The 23,209-nt window shown below is 72.2% G+C and carries 7 protein-coding genes; all 7 read left to right on the top strand.

The features are described 5' to 3' along the window. The first annotated feature begins 45 nt into the window (after window positions 1-45). The 7 genes from yjfF (at window position 46) to BXA05_RS00255 (ending at window position 23,038) form a co-directional block, all read left to right on the top strand. Window positions 46-1,023 carry a galactofuranose ABC transporter, permease protein YjfF gene (yjfF, locus tag BXA05_RS00285; RefSeq protein ID WP_021482614.1) on the top strand — a complete coding sequence of 326 codons (978 nt, stop codon included), beginning with the start codon at window positions 46-48 and terminating at the stop codon, window positions 1,021-1,023. A 263-nt stretch (window positions 1,024-1,286) separates the two neighbouring features. After that, window positions 1,287-5,168 (top strand): alpha-L-arabinofuranosidase family protein, encoded by a 3,882-nt coding sequence (locus BXA05_RS00280; protein WP_170963109.1) that lies wholly within the window; start codon window positions 1,287-1,289, stop codon window positions 5,166-5,168. A gap of 208 nt (window positions 5,169-5,376) precedes the next feature. Next, window positions 5,377-9,555: a beta-L-arabinofuranosidase domain-containing protein gene (locus BXA05_RS00275; protein ID WP_076403253.1), complete on the top strand. Its 4,179-nt coding sequence runs from the start codon at window positions 5,377-5,379 to the stop codon at window positions 9,553-9,555. A 156-nt stretch (window positions 9,556-9,711) separates the two neighbouring features. Next, on the top strand, window positions 9,712-12,609 hold the full coding sequence (locus BXA05_RS00270) for a beta-xylosidase family glycoside hydrolase (protein ID WP_076403251.1): 2,898 nt from the start codon (window positions 9,712-9,714) through the stop codon (window positions 12,607-12,609). Window positions 12,610-12,761: 152 nt separating this feature from the next. Continuing rightward, entirely contained in the window at window positions 12,762-15,176 is a 2,415-nt protein-coding gene (locus tag BXA05_RS00265) for a family 43 glycosylhydrolase (RefSeq protein ID WP_076403248.1), read from the top strand. Window positions 15,177-15,400: 224 nt separating this feature from the next. Continuing rightward, window positions 15,401-20,338, top strand: coding sequence for a family 43 glycosylhydrolase (locus BXA05_RS20340; protein WP_076403245.1), 4,938 nt, complete (start codon window positions 15,401-15,403; stop codon window positions 20,336-20,338). Between the two features lie 123 nt (window positions 20,339-20,461). Further along, window positions 20,462-23,038 (top strand): immunoglobulin-like domain-containing protein, encoded by a 2,577-nt coding sequence (locus BXA05_RS00255; RefSeq protein WP_076403243.1) that lies wholly within the window; start codon window positions 20,462-20,464, stop codon window positions 23,036-23,038. The last annotated feature ends 171 nt before the right edge of the window (window positions 23,039-23,209 follow it).

The raw sequence follows: 23,209 nt of genomic DNA, 5'->3' as shown, positions 1-23,209 counted from the left end.
GACCCCCGGGGCGCCGAGACCGCCGCCCCCGGAGGCCGACCGACCATGACCGAGCGACTCACGAGCCGCGTGCGCCTCGACCGGCGCTACCTCCCGGTCCTCGGCACGTTCGCGGTGCTCGCGCTCATGCTCGTCGTGGGCGGGAGCCGGTACGAGAACTTCCTCTCGGCCCGCGTCGTCTCGAACCTGTTCATCAACAACTCGTTCCTCATCGTGCTCGCGGTCGGGATGACGTTCGTCATCCTCACCGGCGGCATCGACCTCTCCGTGGGCGCCGTGGTGGCGCTGTCCGGCATCACGACGGCGTCGCTCCTGCAGAGCGGGTGGCCGGTCGCGGTGGTGCTCGTCATCGCGGTCCTCATCGGCACCGTGCTAGGGCTCGCCGTCGGGCTCATGGTCCACGTGTTCGACATCCAGCCGTTCATCGCGACGCTGGCCGCGATGTTCCTCGCGCGCGGCTTGTGCTACGTCATCAGCCTCCAGTCCATCCCGATCACGAACGAGTCGTTCGTCGCGCTCGCGGGCTGGAGCCAGGAGATCGGCGACGGCTGGCGCCTGACGACCGCGGTCATCATCGCGCTCGTCGTCGTGGCGATCGCGTTCTACGTGCTGCACTACACGCAGTTCGGCCGCACGGTCTACGCGATCGGCGGCGGCGAGCAGTCGGCGATGCTCATGGGCCTGCCCGTCGCGCGCACCAAGGTGCTCGTCTACGTGGTGAGCGGCACGTGCGCCGGCATCGGCGGCCTGCTGTTCGCGATGTTCTCGCGGTCGGGCTACTCGCTCACGGGCGTCGGCATGGAGCTCGACGCGATCGCGGCGGTCGTCATCGGCGGCACGCTCCTCACGGGCGGGACGGGCTTCGTGCTCGGGTCCGTGCTCGGCGTGCTCGTGCTGGGCCTCATCCAGACGATCATCACGTTCGAGGGCACCCTGAGCTCGTGGTGGACGAAGATCGTCATCGGCGTGCTGCTGCTGGTCTTCGTGATCCTGCAGCGCGTCCTCGTCGTCAGGCGGAGGTGAGCCGGCGGCACCGGCCCCCGCCCCGGGCGTCCTCGTGACGTCCGCGGCGCGGGGCCGGTGCCGCGGCCGTCTGCCCGGGCCGACGGCCCGGGGTCACCGGAGCAGGACGGGGGCCGGCACCCCTGGGTCGTTCGGGCGTACGCCCGACCGGCGGTGTCATGACGCCGCCCTTGTAGAATGTGAGCGCTCACACTAGGCTCGGGCCGAACTTGTGAACGCTCACACGCAACGGTGCGTGTCTCTCGACGATGAGAGGAAGCCCTATGGAAACGTCTGTTCACCCGTCCCTCCCCACGCCCCGGCGCAGACCGGCGCACCGCCGGTCCGTCGCGGTCGCCCTCGTGGCGGGCATGGTCGGCACGGTCGCGCTCGCGACGTCGCTGCCGGCCGCCGCCGCGGAGCCCGACCTGCCCGACGGCGCATGGGTCGACACGTTCGACGACGCCGCGCTCGGCTCGGCCTGGACCGTCGTCAACCCCGTGCCCGAGGCGCTGTCCGTCGGCGGGGGGAAGCTCACGCTGACCTCGCAGCCGGGCGACACGTACCAGGACGCGAACAGCGCGAAGAACGTCGTGCTGCTCGACGTGCCGGCGGGCGACTTCACCGTCGTCACCCGGCTCGAGGCGCCCGTCACCTCCGTCTACCAGGGCGCCGGCCTCGTCGCGTGGCAGGACATGGACAACTACGTCCGGTCGGGCCTGACCTTCGTGGGTGACCTCTCGCCGTCGGGCCGCGCGATCGAGAACGACGTCGAGACCGGCGGCGTCTTCAGCGCGGCGGCCTTCACCGACCGCCCGGGCTCCACCGGGGAGACGCTGCGCATGCAGCGCACCGGCGACACGATCGCGACGAGCTTCTGGGACGGCACCGCGTGGCAGCCCGCGGGCTCCGTGACCGTCGACTTCCCGACGACGCACGTCGGCCTCTACGCGCTCGCCGCGCAGAGCGGCGCGGCGCACACCGCGGCGTTCGACTACGTCGCGGTCCGGGCCGCCGAGGGCGCGGACCAGGTGCCCGACGGTACGTTCACGCTCGCGGGCCCGGGCGACGCCCGGTACCTCGTGGCGACCGACGACGGCCTCGCCCTCGACGACGAGCGCCCCGCGACGACCGTCGCGCTCGCCGCGACGGAGGTCGACGGCGCCGAGGGCACGTCCCCGGTGACGCTCGCCGTCGGCGACCGGCCCGTCGTCGTCTCCGGCGCGTCCCGGCTCTCCCTCGGGGCCGCGGGCGCGGACGCGACGGCGCTGCGGCTCACCGACGCGGGCGGCGGCACGGTCTGGCTTCGCAGCGCGGCCGACCCCGAGCGGTACGCCGGGGTGCGCGCTTCCGACGGCGCGCTCGTCCTCGGTCCGCGCGAAGCGGCCACGAAGCTCACGATCACGCCCGCCACGAGCGCGGACCACGAGATCACCGTGGACCTCGCGGGCGAGCGCACCCAGATGAGCGACGAGCTGTACGGCATCTTCTACGAGGACATCAACTACGCGGCCGACGGCGGCCTGTACGCCGAGCTCGTGCGCAACCGGTCGTTCGAGTTCAGCAACCAGGACAACGGGTCGTTCACCGGCCTCACCGCCTGGAGCGCCGCGAACCGCGGCGGCGCGACGGCGACGACCCAGGTCGTGAACGACGCCGGGCGGCTCAACGCGACGAACCGCAACTACCTCAACCTGACGACGACCGGCGCGGGCGCCGGGGTGCGCAACGCCGGGTACAACACGGGGCTGTTCGTCGAGGAGGGGGAGTCCTACGACTTCTCCGTCTGGGCGCGGTCGGCGACGGCCCAGACCGTCACCGTGCGCGTCGAGGACGCCGCCGGGACCACGGCGTACGCGACCGGCCAGGTCGCCGTCGACGGCTCGAACGCGTGGAAGAGGTACGACGTCACGCTCACCGCGACGGGCACGACGAACGCCGGGCGGCTCGCGCTGCTCTCCGGCGCGGCGGGCACGCTCGCGCTCGACCAGGTGTCGCTCTTCCCGCAGGACACGTGGGTCGGCCCGGTCAACGGGAAGTCCGTGCTCCGCAAGGACCTCGCCGAGAAGATCGACGCGCTCGACCCGCAGTTCCTGCGCTTCCCCGGCGGCTGCGTGACGAACGTCGGCACGTTCCGCACGTACGAGGAGTCGGGCTTCACCGACCGTCGCCGCACGTACCAGTGGAAGGAGACGATCGGCCCGGTCGAGGAGCGCGCGACCAACTGGAACTTCTGGGGCTACAACCAGTCGTACGGGATCGGGTACCTCGAGTACTTCCTCCTCGCCGAGGACCTCGGCGCGACGCCGCTGCCCGTGGTGTCGGTCGGCGCCAACGGCTGCGGCAGCACCATCCCCGAGATGACCGACCCCGCGCAGATCCAGCGGTGGGTGGACGACACGGTCGACCTGATCGAGTTCGCCAACGGCGACGTGACGACCGAGTGGGGCGCCGTGCGGGCCGAGCTGGGCCACCCCGAGCCGTTCGGCCTGAAGTACGTCGGGCTCGGCAACGAGGAGAACACGAAGACGTTCGAGGCCAACTTCCCGGCGTTCCGCGACGCGATCGCGGCCGCCTACCCGGACGTCCAGATCATCTCGAACTCCGGGCCGGACGACACGGGCCAGCGCTTCGACGAGCTGTGGGAGTTCAACCGCGAGCAGGACGTCGACCTCGTCGACGAGCACTACTACAACGACCCGCAGTGGTTCCTCGAGAACGACGAGCGCTACGACTCCTACGACCGCGAGGGGCCGCACGTCTTCCTCGGCGAGTACGCGTCGCGCGGCAACACGTTCGCCAACGCGCTGTCCGAGGCCGCCTTCATGACGGGCCTCGAGCGCAACTCCGACGTCGTGCGGCTCGCGTCGTACGCGCCGCTGCTCGCGAACGAGTCGTACGTCCAGTGGTCGCCCGACGCGATCTGGTTCGACAACGACGAGTCGTGGGGCTCGGTGAACTACTACGTCCAGCAGCTGTTCTCCGCGAACGCGGGCGACGAGGTCGTGCCCAGCACGCACTCCGGCCCGGCGCCCGCCGACGCGACGCTCGACGGTGGCGTCTTCCTCTCCACGTGGAACACGGCCGTGCAGTACGACAACGTGCGCGTCACCGACAACGCGAGCGGCGACGTGCTCTTCGCGGACGACTTCGAGTCCGGCGCGTCGCAGTGGGAGCCGCAGTCGGGCACGTGGGCGGCGCAGGACGGCGCCTACGTCCAGTCGGCGACGAACGTCACCGACGCCCGGTCGATCGTCGCCGGCGCGTACGCGAAGGACTGGTCGAGCTACACGCTCGAGCTCGACGCGCGCAAGACGTCGGGCGCGGAGGGCTTCCTCGTCGGGTTCGCCGCCGGCGGCCCGAACGACTACTACTGGTGGAACCTCGGCGGGTGGAACAACACGCGCCAGGCCCTCCAGCGCGCGTCGGGCGGGAGCGCCAACGAGGTGCAGGCCGTCGAGAACCACAGCATCGAGGCCGGTCAGCCGTACCACGTCAAGGTCGTCGTCGAGGGCTCGACCATCGAGCTCTACCTCGACGGCGAGCTCCAGATGTCCTACGAGCAGCCGTCGACCAAGTCGCTCTACCAGGTCGTCACGCGCGACGACGAGACGGGCGACGTCGTGGTCAAGGTCGTCAACCCCACCGCGACCGCGGCGCGCACGCAGGTGCACGTCGAGGGCTCCGACGGCATCGCGGACCAGGCGACGGTCACGGAGATGGTGGGCGCGCCGTCGGACACCAACACCAAGGCCGACCCGGAGCGGATCGTCCCGGTGGAGCGGACGCTCACGGGCGTGGGGGAGGAGTTCTCCTACGAGTTCCCCGCGCACTCGATCACGTTCGTCCGGCTGCACGCGTCCGACACGGAGCCCGAGCTCGACCTCGCGGTCGACGTCGCGCCGCGCTGCCTGGCGGGCACGGCGTACGTCGCCGTGCGCGCGACGAACGGCGAGGACGTCCCGGTCTCGGTGACGCTCGCGACGCCGTTCGGGCAGAAGGCGTTCGCGGACGTGGCACCCGGCAGGAACGCGTACCAGTCGTTCGCGGCGCGCGCGACGTCGGCCCCGGCCGGCACCGCGACGGTGACGGGCACGGCGACGCTCGACGGCGAGCAGGTCACCTCGACCGTCGACGTCGCCTACGACGCGCTCGACTGCGGCTGACCTCGTGACGTAGCACCGCAGGTGCCGAGGTAGAGGCGTGGTCACGACCACGCCTCTACCTCGGCCAGGAGGCACCCTCGTGGCCGGTCCGGCGGGCCACGAGGGCGCGGCCCGCGCTCCCCGCGCGGGCCGCCACCGCACGACACCGCACGACACCGCACGTCTCGACGCGCGGGCGACGACGCCCGCGCCGACCAGAGGAGCACCGATGCACCCCCGACCGACCGACGGCGTCCGCCGTCGACCCGGCGGCGTGGCCCGGCTGGCGGCCGTGGCGGCCGCCGCCGCGCTCGCCGTGACCGCGTGGGCACCGTCCGCCGTCGCGGCCGACGCCCTGCCTGCGCCCGTCCTCGACCTCGCGTTCGACGGCGACGTCGCCGACGCGAGCCCCCTCGCGCACCCCGTGGCCCTGCGCGGCCACACGGGCTCCGCGCCGACCGGCTTCTCCTACGTCGACGGCGTCGACGGGGCGGGGCAGGCCCTGCGCCTGAGCGGCAGCACGTACCTCGACCTCGGGTCGTCGACGGCGCTCCAGCCCGAGGACCTGACCCTCTCGTTCTGGGTGGAGCCCAGCGGGAAGCTGTCCGGGGAGCACGTCGTCACGTGGAACAAGCGGGCCTACAACTCCGACGGCTGGTACCTGTCGTCCGAGTCGGACACGGTGCCGCTCGCGCTGTCGGTGGGGCCGGCGTCGGGCCAGCCGTACAAGGTGCGGGTCGCGAGCTCCGACCGCGCGGCGTTCTTCCCCGCGGACGAGTGGACGCACGTCGTCGTCACGTACGACCACGCGACGAAGGCCGTCGCGTTCTACCGCAACGGCGAGCAGGTCCCGTCGACGGTGGCCAGCGCGGTCGCCGGCGACGCGACGGGGGTCCTGGGCTCCGACCCGGCGCTGCCGAAGACGATCGGGTTCAACGGGCCCCAGTACAACGGCGCCTACCTCAAGGCCGCGCTGGACGACTACCGCCTGTACGACGCGGTGGCGGACCTGGGCGACGTCGTCGGGCTGTACGAGGAGAGCGGGCGCACGGTGGACCGCGACGCGATCGCGCAGGACGACGCCGACGCGCTGTCCCTGCCGGAGCGCGCGACGGTCGCGCTCGTGCTCCCGGCGACCGGCTCGCGCGGGTCGACCGTGACGTGGCGGTCGTCGCATCCCGAGGTCGTCGCGACCGACGGGACCGTGGTCCGGCCCGCGATCGGGGAGGACGACGCGCACGTCACGCTGACCGCGACGGTGCGCTACCTCGACGGCGAGCCGGTGACGCGCGACCTCGAGGTCGTCGTGCCCGCGCTCGTCGACGAGACGCCGCTCGAGGAGGCCGCGCTGCCGTCGGTGCTGCTCTCCGACGACTTCCTCCAGAACGCCGCCGCGAAGGAGCACGAGTACCTGCTGAGCCTGGACTCCGAGACGTTCCTCTACGAGTTCTACAAGGTCGGCGGGCTGACCCCGACCACGGCCGCCGGGTACGGCGGCTGGGAGCGCAGCAACGCCGTGAACTTCCGCGGCCACGCGTTCGGCCACTACCTCTCGGCGCTCGCGATGTCGTGGTCCTCGACGAAGGACGAGGCGACGAAGGACGCGCTGTTCACCGAGATCGAGGAGGGCGTGGGCGGGCTCGCGCGCGTGCAGGACGCGTACGCCGCCGCGCACCCCGGCTCGGCCGGGTACGTCTCCGCGTTCCGCGAGTCGATCCTCGACCAGGTGCAGGGCACCGGGACGTCGGACGAGAACGTCATCGTGCCCTGGTACAACCTGCACAAGGTGCTCGCCGGGCTGCTCGACGTCGCCGAGCACGTCGACGGCCCGGTCGGCGACCAGGCGCTCGCCGTCGCGACCGACTTCGGGCTCTACGTCCAGGGGCGCGTGGCGAAGCTGCCGAGCACCGACGTGATGCTCCGCACCGAGTACGGCGGCATGAACGAGGCGCTGTACGAGCTGTTCGACCTCACGGGCGACGTCCGGATCAAGGAGGCGGCCGAGGCGTTCGACGAGGTGACGTTCTTCCGTCAGCTCGCCGCGGGCCAGGACGTGCTGCCGGGCAAGCATGCCAACACGCAGATCCCCAAGCTGCTCGGCGCGCTCAAGCGCTACCAGGTGTTCACGCAGAACCCCGCCTACTACGACCTGCTCACGCCCGCCGAGAAGGACGAGCTGCCGATGTACCTCGCGGCGGCGGAGAACTTCTTCGACATCGTGGTGCGCGACCATACCTACGTCACCGGCGCGAACAGCCAGGCGGAGCACTTCCACGCGCCCGGGTCGCTGCACGAGCGCGCGGACGAGCAGGGCACCGCGCGCAACGCCGAGACGGCCGAGACGTGCAACGAGTACAACATGCTCAAGCTCGCGCGCGAGCTCTTCACCCTGAGCAAGGACGTGCGGTACGCGGACTACTACGAGAACGCGTTCATCAACACGATCCTCGCGTCGCAGAACCCGGAGACCGGGACGACGACGTACTTCAACCCCATGGCGTCGGGCTACCACCGCGTCTACAACCTGCCGTTCACCGAGTTCTGGTGCTGCACCGGGACGGGCATGGAGAGCTTCTCCAAGCTCGGCGACTCGATCTACTTCACCGGCCAGGGCTCGGTGTGGGTCAACATGTTCTTCTCCTCGACGGTCGAGCACGCGGAGCAGAACCTGCGGCTCACGCAGGAGGCGAACCTGCCGAACGAGGACACCGTGACCTTCCGCGTCGACGCGCTCGACGGCGGTGCGGTCGCCGAGGACGCGACGCTGCGCCTGCGCGTGCCGTCGTGGATCGCGGGCGAGCCCGCGGTCGAGGTGAACGGCGCCGCCGTCGAGCCGCACGTGTCGCGCGGGTACGTCGTGCTGCCCGTCGCCGCGGGCGACGTCGTCCGGTACACGATGCCGATGGCGGCGTCCGTCGTCGACACCCCGGACAACCCGTACTTCGTGGCCTTCCGGTACGGGCCGGTCGTCCTCTCCGCGAACCTCGGCGAGGTCCCCGAGCCGGCGTGGCAGGGCACGGGCATCCTCGTCCGTTCGTCCACGCGCGACGCCGACGCCCAGACGACGATCACGGCCGCGAACATGGGCGCCGACGAGTGGAAGGAGCGGATCGCGGAGAACCTCGTCCGCGTCGAGGACGACGCCGAGGGTCGGGTCCAGCTCGAGCTGCGGAACACCGCCGACGGCGGCGACCTCGTCTTCACGCCCCACCACACCAACTGGGACGTGACGTACGGGCTCTACCTCCACCTCGACGAGCCGGACTCTGCCGCGTCGCAGGAGCGCATCCTGCGCGCCAAGCAGGAGCTGCGCGACGCCGACCGCACCGTCGACAGCCTGACGAGCTTCGACAACAACAACTTCGAGAACGCGAAGAACCTCCAGCAGAGCGGGTCGTCGGTCGGGACGTTCTCCGGCCGTCAGTTCCGCCACGCGAACGGCACGGGCTGGTTCAGCTACGACCTCATGGTCGACCCGGCCTCGGCGTCGAACCACCTGGGCGTCACGCTCTACTCGGGCGACCAGGGCCGCGTGTTCGACCTGTACGTGAACGACGAGAAGCTGAAGACGATCACCACGGTCGCGAACGCCCCGACCAAGGACGAGCAGGGGTTCTACGTCGACACGACGCAGCTCCCGGCGAAGTACCTCGAGATCGGCGAGGGCACGCGCTGGAAGGTCGACAGCGCGGGGGAGTACGTGCTCGACGAAGACGGCGAGCGCATCCCCGTGGTCACCGTCCGCTTCCAGGCGACGGGCGGCTGGGCCGGAGGCGTGTTCGGCGTCCGGGTCGACCGCGCGGCGTCGTACGACGCGACGCCCGGGCTCGCGGCGCTCGCGTTCGACACCGGGTCGCTCGCCCCTGCGTTCGACCCGGCGGTGACGGACTACACCCTCACCGTCCCCGCGGGCACGACGAGCGTCGTGCTCGACGCCGACCCGCACGTGCCGAGCGGCCTGGTCCGCGTCGACGGCGTGCTGATCGACGACACGCAGGGTCGCGTCGTGCCGCTCCCGGAGGACGGGAGCGCTCGGACCGTGGAGGTCGTCGGCGTCGCGCAGGACCACGAGACCGCCACGACCTACCGGGTCGAGATCGTGCCGGGGGCGACGGCCGTCGTCCCGCTCGACGTCGAGGTCTCGTCGCGCTGCCTCGCCGGCAGGGCCTACGTGGCGGTCCGGGCGACGAACACGGGCGCCACGCCGGTGGACGTCACCCTGGCGACGCCGTACGGGGAGAGGTCGTCCACGGGCGTCGCCCCGGGCGCGAGCGCGTACCAGTCGTTCGCGTCGCGCGCGACGGCGGTCCCCGCCGGCACCGCGACGGTCACCGCGACGGCGGTGCTCGACGGCGCCCCGGTCACCACGACCCACGACGTCGACATCGAGCCGCGCACCTGCGGCTGAGCGACCCGCGCGCCGCACCGGCGTCCTCGCGGTCGGTCCGACGGGCCGCGAGGACGCCGCACCACGGCGACGCGGCGTCAGTCGATATCGGTACCGACATCGATATCCCCGCCATGAACCCACGACAGCAGCAGGACCTCGACGAGGAGGAACGACATGAGCAGGCACCGGAGACGACGAGCCGCGGCGACGATCGTGGCGGGGGTGCTGGCGCTCGGGGCCGGCCTGCCCGCGGCGCACGCCACCGCGACGACCGACGACGCGCCCCCGGCGGCGACCGCCCTCACCGGGCTGACCACGACGGACCGCGGCGACGGGACCTACGACGTCCCGCTCCTGCGCAGCGACGTCCCCGACATCAGCGTCACGCGCGTCCCCGCGGCCGAGAACAACGAGGGCCGCGACCTCTACTACATGATCAGCACGACGATGCACCTCGCGCCCGGCGCCCCGATCATGAAGTCGTACGACCTCGTGAGCTGGGAGATCGTCGGCTACGTCTACGACCGTCTCGGCGTCGGCGACGTGTCGTCGCTGCGCAACGGGAAGAACGGCTACGGCAACGGGCAGTGGGCGTCCTCGCTGCGCTACCGCGACGGCACGTTCTACGTGGTGTTCAACACCAACGACCTCGGGGGGTCGTACCTCTTCCGCACGGACGACGTCGAGCACGGCGCGTGGGAGCGCACCGCGCTCGGCCGGGGGTTCCACGACCCGTCGCTGTTCTTCGACGAGGCCGACGGGGGGACGCCCTACATCTTCTACGGCTCGGGCGCGACGAGCGCCGTCCGGCTGAACGACGACCTCACCGCGATCGAGGCGGACTTCCCGAACATCTTCCGCGCCGCGGACTACGCGGGCGAGCCGTTCGTCGGCGGGCTGTTCGAGGGCGCGCAGGTGCACTACATCGACGGCGAGTACTACGTCGCGATCATCACGTGGCCCAGCGGCCAGAACCGGCAGGAGGTGCTCTTCCGCTCGCCGCACCTGCTGGGCCGCTACGAGACCGCCGACGGCTCGAACCCGTACGAGGCGCGCAGCGCGCTGAACTCGGACGGCTTCGCGCAGGGCGGGCTGGTCGAGGTGCCCGACGGCGCGGGCGGCTACGAGTGGTGGGGGATGTTCTTCCGCGACACCTACCCTCTCGGCCGCATCCCCGCGCTCATCCCCGCGACGTGGGAGGACGGCTGGCCGACGTTCGGCGACGACGGCGTCGTCCGTGTCGGCGACACGTTCGCCAAGCCGATCGAGCTGGACCCGGCGACGGAGCGCCGGGAGCGGCTGAAGAGCATCGTCGCCTCCGACGACTTCGCGAACGACGCCGAGCACCGCGCGTTCAGCGACACCGTCTGGGAGGTCCCCGACGCGCCCACGTACGACGAGTCCCTGCTCGGCGTCGAGCTCGTCGCCAACCCGGGGTTCGAGGACGCCGGGACCGCCCCGTGGGCCGCGCAGTTCGGGGCGACGCTGTCGCGCGAGACGAGCGGCGCGGCGTCGGGCACGGGCGCGCTGCGCGTGGCGGGCCGGACGCTCAACGGCTCCGGGCCGAACCAGCAGCTCGGCGGGAAGATCCAGGCGGGCGTGACGTACGAGGTCTCGGCCCGGGTCCGCTACGCCTCCGGGCCGGCGCAGGTCCGCTTCAACCTCGTCGGCGACTGGGGCGCGGGCGTCACCACGCTCGCGTGGGCGAACGCCACGCCGGGGGAGTGGACGACCGTGCGGGGCACCTACACCGTCCCGCAGGACGCGGACGTCCGGACCTTCAAGCTCGCGGTCGAGACGCCGTGGGGCAACCCGCAGCCGCCGTCGTCGAGCGTCGAGTACCTGCTCGACGACGTGTCCGTGGTCGGCCGCGCGCCGGCCGTCGAGACGCCCACGCTCGAGGAGGTGTCGTACAACGGCTCGGACCTCGACCTCGCCTGGCAGTGGAACCACGCGCCGGACAACCGGTACTGGTCCCTCACCGAGCGCGAGGGCTGGCTGCGCCTGACCAACGGGCACGTCGTGACCGGCGAGGCGGAGTACACCAAGGCGCCCGGGCGCGACCTCACCTACCTCGAGGAGGCGCGCAACACGCTCGGTCAGCGCACCTTCGGTCCGACGGCCTCCGCGGAGACCCGCCTCGACGTGTCGGGGATGCTCGACGGCGACGTCGCCGGCCTGGCCGTCTACGGCCGCAGCTTCGCGTACGCGGGCGTCCAGCAGGTCGACGGCGAGCGCACGCTCGGCCTCGTCACGCGGCTCCAGCCGTTCACCGACACGATCGACCGCGAGGCGGTCGAGTCGTTCGTCCCCGGGTCGCAGGTCCCGCTCGGCGAGCGCACGGACGTGCACCTCAAGGCGGACGCGGACTTCGCCTCGCCGAACGGCCAGCTCTGGGTGCAGTACTCCTACAGCCTCGACGGGCGGACGTGGCAGCCGCTCGGGCCGCGCCAGGGGCCGCTCGTCATGGACTGGAGCCTGTCCCACTTCATGGGCTACCGGTTCGGCCTCTTCTCCTACGCCAAGGAGCAGACCGGCGGGCACGTCGACTTCGACCACTTCCTCCTCAGCGACGTGCTCGACGCCGACGGCGGCGCCGACCGGACGGCGCTCGACGCCGTCGTCGCCGAGGCCGAAGGGCTCGACCCGGCGGACCACACGGCCGAGTCGTGGGCCGCCGTCGAGCAGGCCCTCGCCTGGGCGCGGTCGACGACCGCGCCGTCGACGCAGAACCAGGCCGACGCCCCCGCGCGGGCGCTCGCGCTCGCCGTCGCGTCGCTGGAGCCGACGACGTCCCCGGACGTCGCGTTCGCGGCGGAGGCGAGCCTGCGCGCGCTCGCCGGCACCGACTACGTCGCCGTGCGCGTCGTGAACGAGGAGGACGTCCCGGTGGACGTGGTGGTCACCACGCCGTACGGCAGCCGCACGTTCGCCGACGTCCGACCGGGGGCGAGCGCCTACCAGGCGTTCCCGACGCGACGGCCGCATGCGCCGGCCGGGGAGGCCACCGTCACCGTCACGCGCTCGACCGACGCCGCGACGACGACCCGCACCGTGCCGTTCGGCCGCTGACCCGCGCCCGACCCGGCGGCCGCGCAGGCCGCGCCGGGTCGGGCGCGCGAGGAGGGAGGACGCAGGACGACGGCGGGGGACCGCCGTCGGGCACGACCGTCCGCGCGAGGCGCGCGGACGCGCAGGACACCCACATCGATCGAGGAGGATCCATGGACACGCACCACCGCAGACGACGTCGCCTGCGCGGCGCCGTCGCCGGGGCCGCGCTCGTGACGCTGCTCTCCGCGTCGCTCGCCGCGCTGCCGTCGTACGCCGCGGACGAGGAGCTGGTCGTCAACGGCGGCTTCGAGGACGGCACGACCGGCTGGTTCGTCAACAACGGCAACGCGACCGACAAGGCCGTGCTGTCGACCACCGACCAGGCGTTCGCGGGCGAGGCCGCGGCCCTGACCACCGAGCGCGCGACGACCGGCTCCGGTCCGATGCAGGACCTCAGCGGCAAGGTCCGCGCGGGCGAGACGTACGAGCTCACCGCGAAGATCCGGTACGACGCCGCCGCGGCCCCGGCCACCAAGCAGTTCTTCGCCACGATGCACTACGGCGGCGGGACGTACACGAACCTGGTGAGCGTCACCGCGACCAAGGGCCAGTGGGCGACGTTCGACGGCCGGTTCACGATCCCGGCCGACCAGAACGTCGGCACCGCGCGGCTGTTCTTCGAGACGCCGTGGACGAGCAACCCGTCGGCCGACCCGGCGACGCACCTCATGGACTTCGTGCTCGACGACGTCTCCGTCGTCGGCGCGGCCCCGCCCGGACCGCCCTCGAAGACGATCGAGGTGCTCGGCAAGCTGCCCGGCGAGCACAACCCGCTCATCTCCCACAAGTTCGGGGCCGACGGGTTCGGGTTCGTCGAGGACGGGCGCGTGTACATGTACATGACGAACGACACCCAGGGCTACGCGCCCGACCCGGTGACGGGCGTCTCGCCGCAGATCAACTACGGCAGCATCAACCAGATCACGCTCATCTCGTCCGAGGACCTCGTGAACTGGACGGACCACGGCGAGATCCAGGTCGCGGGGCCGCAGGGCGTCGCGCCCTTCACGAACAACTCGTGGGCGCCGGGCATGGCGAAGAAGACGGTCGACGGCGTCGACAAGTACTTCCTCTACTACGCCAACGGCGGCGGGTCGTCGAACGTCATCACGGGCGCCTCGCCGCTCGGGCCGTGGACGAGCGAGCGCGACAGCACGCTCATCGACGGGCGCACCCCGGGCGCCGAGGCCGTGGCCTGGAAGTTCGACCCGGCGCCGCTCGTCACCGACGACGGCGCGTACCTCTACTTCGGCGGCGGCCCGGCGTCGACGTCGATGCCCGCGGCGGAGCGGTTCAACAACCCCAAGAACATCCGCGTCATCGAGCTCGGCGACGACATGGTCTCCACGCAGGGCACGGCGGCCGTCGTGGACGCGCCCGTGGCGTTCGAGGCGGCGCAGGTCTTCGAGCGCGACGGGAAGTACTACCTGTCGTACTCGTCGCACTTCGGCGGCAACGACTTCGGCGGCAACCAGGCCACGCTCCCGGGGTACCCGGGCGGCGGGCAGATCGGCTACATGATCTCCGACGACCCGATGTCGTTCCCCAAGGAGACGTACGCCGGCGTGATGTTCCCGAACCAGTCGCAGTTCTTCGGCGCGGGCACCGGCGGCAACAACCACCAGTCGGTGTTCGAGCTGGACGGCAAGTACTACTTCACGTACCACGCGCCCACGCTCAACAAGCGCATCAACGGCAGCACCACGCAGGGCTACCGCAGCCCGCACATCCAGGAGCTGACGTTCAACGCGGACGGCACGGTCCAGCAGGTCGTCGGCGACTACGCGGGCGTGGACCAGGTCAAGGACCTCGACCCGTTCCAGGTGCTCGAGGCGGAGACGTTCGCGTGGCAGCAGGGCCTCACGACCGCGAAGGTCGACGGCGGCTCGGCGCAGTTCGGCGACCAGGCGCCGAACCTCGTCGTCCGCGACGTCGACGCCGGCGACTGGTCGGCGCTGTCGTCGGTCGACTTCGGCGACGGTGCCGCGAGCGTCACGGCGCGCGTGAAGCCGCTCGTCGAGGGCGCCACCGTCGAGGTGCGCCTCGACGACCGCGAGGGTGCGGTCGTCGGCACGCTCGACCTCGACACCCCCGTGGGCGAGTGGGCGGACGTGACCGCCGCCCTGGAGGGCGTGAGCGGCGTCCATGACGTGTACTTCACGTTCGCCGGCCCCGCGGGCGTCGACCTCGTCGAGGTGGACACGTGGGAGTTCGCGGCCGACGCCGCCGGCCCGGCCGTCGAGCTCGACGTGACCGCGTCCGCACGCTGCCTCGCGGGCAAGGCCTACGTGGCGGTGCGCGCGACCAACCTCGCCGACGTCGCGGCCGACGTCGAGCTCGTCACCCCGTTCGGCACGCGCGTCGTGCGCGACGTCGCGCCGGGGGCGAACGCGTACCAGTCGTTCGCCACGCGGTCCGGGTCGCTCGCGGCCGGGGTCGCGACCGCCACGGGCACCGCGGTGCTCGACGGCGCCACGGTCGAGACGGCGCACGAGGCCGCCTACGGCGACCTGTCCTGCGGCTGACACCGGACGACCAGCACTGCCCGACGGCGGCCCGCACCCCACCCGGTGGTGCGGGCCGCCGTCGGCGTCCGGGGGCGCCCGGGAGCCCTCACGCGCTTTTCGACATCGTTGTCGGTCCCGGGGTCCCTAGGCATGTTTGCGTTCACATGTTAGCGTTCACACGCGCGTCCGACGGCGGACCCGCGACCGGCGCCGACGCCGGGCACGACGACGAGGAGTCACCGATGACCTCACGCCACGAACCACCCCCGACGCCCGCGGAGCCCCGCGCCCGACGCCGACGCCGCTCGCTCGCGGCGCTGCTCGGCCTCGCGCTCGTCGCCCCGCTCGCGCCCGTGGGCGCGGCGGCCGCCGGCCCGATGCCCGCGGCGCCCGCACCGGTCCCCGTCGCGGCCGAGCCGACCACGGACGGTCTGCGGCTCTGGCTCCCGCTCGACGAGACCGAGGGCACCGTCGCGCACGACGCGTCGGGCCACGGCCTCGACGCCGCGCTCGTCGGCACGGGCGGCGGGTGGCGCGCGGGACAGGGGCTCACGTTCGGCGGCGCGAACCACGTGGACCTGCCCGACGACCTCCTGGCCGGCTACGACGCCGTGACGGTGAGCGCGGACGTGTGGGTCGACACGTCGCTGAGCGGCAACTACTTCTTCTACACCCTCGGCAACCCGGCGGTCGGCACCCCGCAGTCCGGGAACGGCTACCTGTTCTCGACGGGCAACGCGAACTACCGCGCGACGATCTCCGACCTCGCGTGGGGCCGCGAGCAGAACACGGCCAAGACCCCCGCGGGCGCCCTCCAGCGGGGCGTGTGGAAGACCGTCACCTACACGCTCGCGGGCGGCACGGCGCGGCTGTACGAGGACGGCACCCAGGTCGGGCAGAACACCGCGGTGACGATCACGCCCGGCGCGATCGGCGGCGGCACCACGACCGCGAACGCGCTCGGGAAGTCGGCCTACGCCGCCGACAACCTCTTCAAGGGGCGCATGAAGGACTTCCGGCTCTACGACCGCGCGCTCACCGCGCAGGAGGTCGCCGACCTCGCGTCGGACGCCGCGCAGGACGCCGTCACGGCCGACGCCGCCGCGCTCGACCTGGGCGACACGAGCGCCGTCGGCACGGACCTCGTGCTCCCCGCGAAGGGCGTCGGTGGCTCCGCCGTCGCGTGGTCGAGCTCCGACGCGGGCGTCGTCTCGGCGAGCGGCGCGGTGACGCGCCCCGCGGGCGACGAGCCGGCGACCGCGACGCTCACCGCCACGGTGACGTTGCGCGGCGCGACCGCGACCCGCACGTTCGACGTCACGGTCCTGCCGGGCGACGGCGACCAGGCGAAGGCCGACGCCGCGGCCGCCGCGCTCGAGGTGACGAACCTCGACGACGTGCGCGGCAACCTCACGCTGCCCACCACGGGGCTGCACGGCGCGAGCGTGACGTGGGAGTCGTCGTCGGGCACGATCACCCCGACGGGCGAGGTGACGCGCCCGGCGCACGGCGAGGACGCCGAGACCGTGGCCCTCACCGCGACGGTGACGGTCGGCGCGGCCACCGCCACGCGCGAGCTCGCGGCGCACGTGCCGCCGCTGCCCGAGCAGGAGGACCTCGCGGGCTACCTGTTCTCCTACTTCGTGGGCGAGGGCACCGCCACGGGCGAGCAGGTCTACTTCGGGCTCAGCCAGGGCAACGACCCGCTGAAGTACCAGAACCTCAACGACAACCAGCCCGTCCTCACGTCGGAGCTGGGGGAGAAGGGCCTGCGGGACCCGTTCGTCATCCGCTCGCCCGAGGGCGACAAGTTCTACCAGATCGCCACCGACCTCAAGATCTACGGCAACGGGAACTGGGACGCGTCCCAGCGCACCGGCTCGAAGTCGATCATGGTGTGGGAGTCCACGGACCTCGTGAACTGGACCGACCAGCGCCTCGTGCAGGTCTCGCCCGACACCGCGGGCAACACGTGGGCGCCGGAGGCGTACTACGACGAGACGATCGGCGCGTACGTCGTGTTCTGGGCCTCGAAGCTCTACGCGGAGGACGACCCGGACCACACCGGCAACACCTACAACCGGATGATGTACGCCACGACGCGCGACTTCGTGACGTTCAGCGAGGCGCAGGTGTGGGTCGACCCGGGCTACTCGGTCATCGACTCGACCGTGACGCAGCACGACGGCCAGTACTACCGGTTCACCAAGGACGAGCGGAACAACACGTCGTCCACGCCGTGCTCCAAGTTCATCCTCGCGGAGAAGGCGGCCGAGCTGCGCTCGACGGACTACGACTTCATCACCGACTGCATCGGCAAGGCGAACTCGCTCGGCGGCGGGATCAACCAGGGCGAGGGCCCGACGATCTTCAAGTCGAACACCGAGGAGAAGTGGTACCTCTTCATCGACGAGTTCGGCGGACGCGGCTACGTGCCGTTCGAGTCGACCTCGCTCGACGCGGCCGAGTGGACCATGTCCTCCGACTACGAGATGCCGTCGCGCCCGCGCCACGGCACGGTGCTCCCCGTGACGCAGGCCGAGTACGACCGCCTGCTGCGCACGTACCAGCCCGACGCGTTCGTCGAGTCCGTCGAGGACGTCGCCGTGACCGTCCAGACCGGCTCCGCGCCGGTGCTGCCCGCGAGCGTCACGGCGCGCTTCGCCGACGGCTCCACGGGCTCGGCGGATGTCACGTGGGACGCGGTCGACCCGGCGTCGTACGCGCAAGCGGGCTCGTTCGAGGTCGCCGGCACGCTCGGCGGCGGGGTGAGCGTCCGCGCCCGCGCGGTCGTCACCGTGACCGACGACGTCGTCCCCGTCGAGGGCCTCAGCGTCACCCCCGAGTCGCTCGAGGTGGGCGTCGGCGGCACGCGGCAGCTCACCGCGACCGTCACGCCCGCGAACGCGACGGCGCGCGCGATCACGTGGGCGTCGGACGACGCGGACGTCGCCGCGGTCTCGGCCGACGGCGTCGTCACCGGTGTCGGCGAGGGCCACGCGCTCGTCACGGCGACCACGGCCGACGGGTCGCGCACCGCGTACGTGGCGGTCGAGGTGACGGCCGACGTGCCGGGCCTCGTGGTGCGGTACGCGTTCGACGAGACGAGCGGCACGGCGGCGGCGAACACCGCGCCCGGGTCGTCGTTCGGCCCGGCGACGCTGACCAACGGCGCGGCCTTCTCCGGCACGGGCGAGGGCGTGACCCTCGACGGGACGGACGACTACGTCGACCTGCCCGACCGCCTGCTCGCCGGGCTGACCGACGTCACGGTCGCGCTCGACGTCAAGGTCGCGACCGACCAGGGGACGCCGTACTTCGTCTACGGCCTCGGCAACACGAGCGGCACGACGGGCGACGGGTACCTGTTCACCACGGGCAACGCGTACCGCACGTCGATCGCGACGGGGAACTGGACCACCGAGCAGACCGTCACCAAGAACGCGAACCTCCAGCGCGGGGTGTGGAAGCACCTCACGTACACGCTGTCCGGCACGACGGCCGTGCTCTACGAGGACGGCGTCGAGGTGGGCCGCCAGACCGGCGTCACCATCGACCCGAAGGACATCGGGAACGGCTCGACGCTCGCCAACTACATCGGCCGCTCGCTGTACTCGGGCGACCGGTACCTCAAGGGCTCCGTGCGCGACTTCCGGGTCTACGACCGCGCGCTCACGGCGGACGAGGTCTACCAGGTCGGGGCGGACCACACGGCCGTCACGGGCGCCGAGCTCGACGCGCTCAAGGTCCCCGCGATCGTCGACGGGGCGAGCTCGACGGTGACGCTCGCCGTCGAGCCGGGCACGGACGTCTCCGCGCTCGCGCCGGTCCTCACGGTCTCGCCGCGCGCGACCGTCACGCCCGGGAACGGCTCGGTGCAGGACCTCACGCAGCCCGTGGAGTACACCGTGACCGGGCCGGACGGGTCGTCGCGCACGTGGACGGTCCAGGCCAAGCAGATGGGCAGCCCCGTGCTCCCCGGGACGTACGCCGACCCGAACATCGCGCAGTTCGGCGACACGTTCTACCTCTACGCCACGACCGACGGCACGCCGGGCTGGGGCGGCAAGGACTTCTACGTGTGGAAGTCCACCGACCTCGTGACGTGGGAGCGCTCGGAGCGGCCTTTCCTCACGCTCGACGGCGCGAACGGGAACGTCCCGTGGGCGACAGGCAACGCGTGGGCGCCCACGATCATCGAGCGGGACGGGAAGTACTGGTTCTACTTCTCCGGCCACAACCCGACGTACGACCGGAAGACGATCGGCGTCGCGGTGGCCGACAGCCCCGAGGGACCCTTCACCGCGCAGCCGACGGCGATGATCACGAACGGCGAGGCGGTCACGTCCGGCCAGGCCATCGACCCGGCCGCGTTCCGCGACCCGGAGACCGGGAAGTACTGGCTCCTGTGGGGCAACGGCGGGCCGTCGAACGGCCCGGTCATGGCGGAGCTGGACGACGACATGACGTCGATCAAGCAGGACACGCTGCGACGCATCCCCGGCCTGACCGACTTCCGCGAGGGCCTGTTCCTCAACTACCGGGACGGCATCTACCACCTCACGTACTCGATCGACGACACGGGCTCGGAGAACTACCGCGTCGGGTACGCGACGTCGGACAGCATCGACGGCCCGTGGACGTACCGCGGCGTGATCCTCGAGAAGGACGCCTCGCAGGGCATCCTCGGGACCGGGCACAGCTCGATCCTCAACGTCGAGGGCACGGACGACTGGTACATCGCCTACCACCGCTTCGCGATCCCCGGCGGCGACGGGACCCACCGCGAGACGACGATCGACCGCCTCACGTTCGGCGAGGACGGCCTCATCCAGAAGGTCGTGCCGACGCTCGAGAGCGTGGACCCGGTCGATGTCGCCCCCGCGCCCCGGGTCGAGCTGACCGTCGAGGCCACCCCGCGGTGCCTCGCGGGCAAGGTCTACGTCGCGGTGCGGGCGACGAACGCGGGCGACGTGCCCGCCGACGTCACCCTCACGACCCCGTACGGCACGAGGACGTTCGCGGGCGTGGCCCCGGGAGCGAACGCCTACCAGTCGTTCGCGACGAGGGCGACGTCGGTCCCGGCGGGCACCGTGACGGTCACCGGCACGGCCGTGCTCGACGGCACCCCGGTCACCACGCCCTACGACGTCGCCTACGACGCCCACCCCTGCGGCTGACGACCCCCCCGAGGTAGAGCCCCGGTGAGCCGAGGTAGAGGCGTGGTCACGACCACGCCTCTACCTCGCGGGACCGGGGCTCTACCTCGCGACACACCTGCATCTCGACGAGGAGAGGACGACATGGACCTGACACATCGAGCACGCTCGGCGCTCGCCGCCGGGCTCGTGGGGGCGCTCGCCGCCACGACGCTCGCCGCCGCCGTCGCGGCGCCGGCCGCGGCCGACGTCGGCGGCCCCACCGACGACGGGCTCGTCGCGTGGTACCCGCTCGACGCCGCGAGCACGACCGGCGGCACGACGGCGAACCGCGCCGAGGGCTCGACGTTCGGCCCGGCCACGGTGGTGGGCGGCACGGCGACGGCCGACGGCACGACGCTCGACGGGACCGACGACTACGTCGACCTGCCCGACCACCTGCTCGCGGGCCTCGCGGACGCCACCGTGAGCCTCGACGTGCTCGTGAGCCAGGACCAGGGCACGCCGTACTTCGTCTACGGGCTCGGCAACACGAGCGGGTCGAACGGCAACGGCTACCTGTTCACGACCGGCAACGCGTACCGCACGTCGATCGCGACCGGGAGCTGGACCACCGAGCAGACCGTCACCAAGGGCGCGAACCTCCAGCGCGGCGTCTGGAAGACGCTCACGTACACGCTCTCCGGCACGACGGCGACGCTCTACGAGGACGGCGTGCAGGTCAAGCAGGCCACGAACGTCACGACCGACCCCGGCCAGATCGGCGGCGGTCAGACGACCGCGAACTACGTCGGCCGCTCGCTCTACTCCGGCGACCGCTACCTCAAGGGCCAGGTGCGCGACTTCCGCCTCTACGACCGTGCGCTGAGCCCGGCCGAGGCGGCCGAGCTCGCGGCCCGGACCTCCACGGCCGCCGCGGACGCCGACCTCGCCGCGCTCGACCTCGGCGACACGAGCGCGGTCACCGCCGACCTCGTGCTGCCCACCACGGGGGCGCAGGGCTCGCTCGTCACGTGGACGTCGTCGGACGCGGGCGTCGTCGGCGCCACGGGGAAGGTCACCCGGCCCGCCGCGGGCGAGGACGACGCGACCGTGACCCTCACGGCCCTCGTCACGCGCGGCGCGGTCGCGCGCACCGCGCAGATCGACGTCACGGTCCTGGCCCACCTCGCGCCCGCCGAGGCCGTGGCGTGGGACGCGAGCCACGTCGTCGTGCCGCACCTCGACGACGTGCGCGGCAACCTCACGCTGCCCGCCGAGGGGGCCAACGGCTCCGCCCTCACGTGGGAGAGCTCCGACCCCTCGGCCGTCTCGGCCACGGGCGAGGTGACGCGGCCCGCCCACGGCGAGCCGGCCGCCGTCGTGCGGCTCACCGTCACGGCGACGAAGGACGGTGCGACCGCGACGCACACCTACGACGCGACGGTCCGCCCGCTGCCCGCCGCGGCCGACTACGAGGGCTACTTCTTCCCGTACTTCGAGGGCGAGAGCACCGCGGACGGCGAGTCGGTCTACTTCAGCGCGAGCAACGGGAACGACCCGCTCGACTGGGTCGAGCTCAACGACGGCGAGCCCGTGCTCACGTCGACGCTCGGCGAGAAGGGCCTGCGCGACCCGTTCATCATCCGCTCGCCCGAGGGCGACCGGTTCTTCCTCCTCGCGACCGACCTGCGCATCTACGGCGGCAACGACTTCGGCAACGCGCAGGAGCGCGGGTCGCGCGCGCTGATGATCTGGGAGTCGACCGACCTCGTGCACTGGTCCGACCAGCGCATGGTCACGGTGTCGAGCGCGTACGCGGGCAACACGTGGGCGCCCGAGGCGTTCTGGGACGCGCAGCGCGGCGAGTACATCGTCTACTGGGCCTCGGCGCTCTACCCGACGACGTCGACCGACGGCCGCCGCATCGCCGACTCCTACCAGCGCATGATGTACGCCACGACGCGCGACTTCGTGACGTTCTCCGAGCCGCAGGTGTGGATCGACGAGAAGCGCGGCAACGGGCTGGGGATGATCGACTCGTCGATCGTCGAGCACGACGGCACGTACTACCGGTTCACCAAGGACGAGGCGTACATGATCCCGCGCCTCGAGAAGTCGACGGACCTGCGCTCGACCGACTGGGACCTCGTCGCCGAGAAGATCGGCTACGGCCAGCCCAACCCGTGGGGCGGCACGCTCACCGCGGGTGAGGGCCCGACCGTCTTCAGGTCGAACACCGAGGAGAAGTGGTACCTCTTCGTCGACCAGCCGAGCTATCACGGCGGCCAGGGCTACCTGCCGCTCGAGTCCACCGACCTCGACTCGGGCGTGTGGACGTCGGTCGACGCGCACCTGCCGAGCAGCCCGCGCCACGGCACCGTCCTGCCGATCACGGCCGCCGAGCACGCCGCGCTCCTCGCGGCGTACGGCGAGCAGCCGCCGGCGCCCGAGCTCGACCTCGCGGTCGAGGTCGCGCCGCGCTGCCTCGCGGGGAAGGCGTACGTCGCGGTCCGCGCGACGAACGGGGAGGACGTCCCCGTCACGCTGACGCTCACGACGCCGTACGGGGAGAAGACGGTCGCCGACGTCGCGCCGGGGAAGAACGCGTACCAGTCGTTCGCCGCCCGCACGACGGCGGTCCCGGCGGGCACGGTCACGGTGACCGGCGTGGCGACCCTCGACGGCCGGGAGGTGACGGCCACGCGCGAGGCGGCGGTCGACGCGCTCGACTGCGCCTGACCGTCCCCCGGTCCGGCCTCGGCCGGGCCGGGGGTGCCGGACCCCCGGGTGGTGTGCCGGCACGGCCCGGGTCCGGGCTCGGCCCCCGTCGCTCCGCGGAGCGGCGGGGGCCGAGCCGTGCCCGCCTGTCGACGGCGGTGCTACGCGTGGGTGAACTAACTGGACGGGTGT

Origin of the sequence: Cellulosimicrobium funkei, from assembly GCF_900155925.1 — a bacterium.
GTDB lineage: Bacteria > Actinomycetota > Actinomycetes > Actinomycetales > Cellulomonadaceae > Cellulosimicrobium > Cellulosimicrobium funkei.
Note: the sequence above shows the minus strand (reverse complement) of the source record. Positions and strands in the feature narration are given on the sequence as shown.

Excerpts from the sequence above, each read along its gene's own strand:
- BXA05_RS20340 (WP_076403245.1), top strand. The coding sequence starts at position 15,401 with ATGACCTCACGCCACGAACCACCCCCGACGCCCGCGGAGCCCCGCGCC.
- BXA05_RS00275 (WP_076403253.1), top strand. The coding sequence starts at position 5,377 with ATGCACCCCCGACCGACCGACGGCGTCCGCCGTCGACCCGGCGGCGTG.
- yjfF (WP_021482614.1), top strand. The coding sequence starts at position 46 with ATGACCGAGCGACTCACGAGCCGCGTGCGCCTCGACCGGCGCTACCTC.
- BXA05_RS00280 (WP_170963109.1), top strand. The coding sequence starts at position 1,287 with ATGGAAACGTCTGTTCACCCGTCCCTCCCCACGCCCCGGCGCAGACCG.
- BXA05_RS00270 (WP_076403251.1), top strand. The coding sequence starts at position 9,712 with ATGAGCAGGCACCGGAGACGACGAGCCGCGGCGACGATCGTGGCGGGG.
- BXA05_RS00255 (WP_076403243.1), top strand. The coding sequence starts at position 20,462 with ATGGACCTGACACATCGAGCACGCTCGGCGCTCGCCGCCGGGCTCGTG.
- BXA05_RS00265 (WP_076403248.1), top strand. The coding sequence starts at position 12,762 with ATGGACACGCACCACCGCAGACGACGTCGCCTGCGCGGCGCCGTCGCC.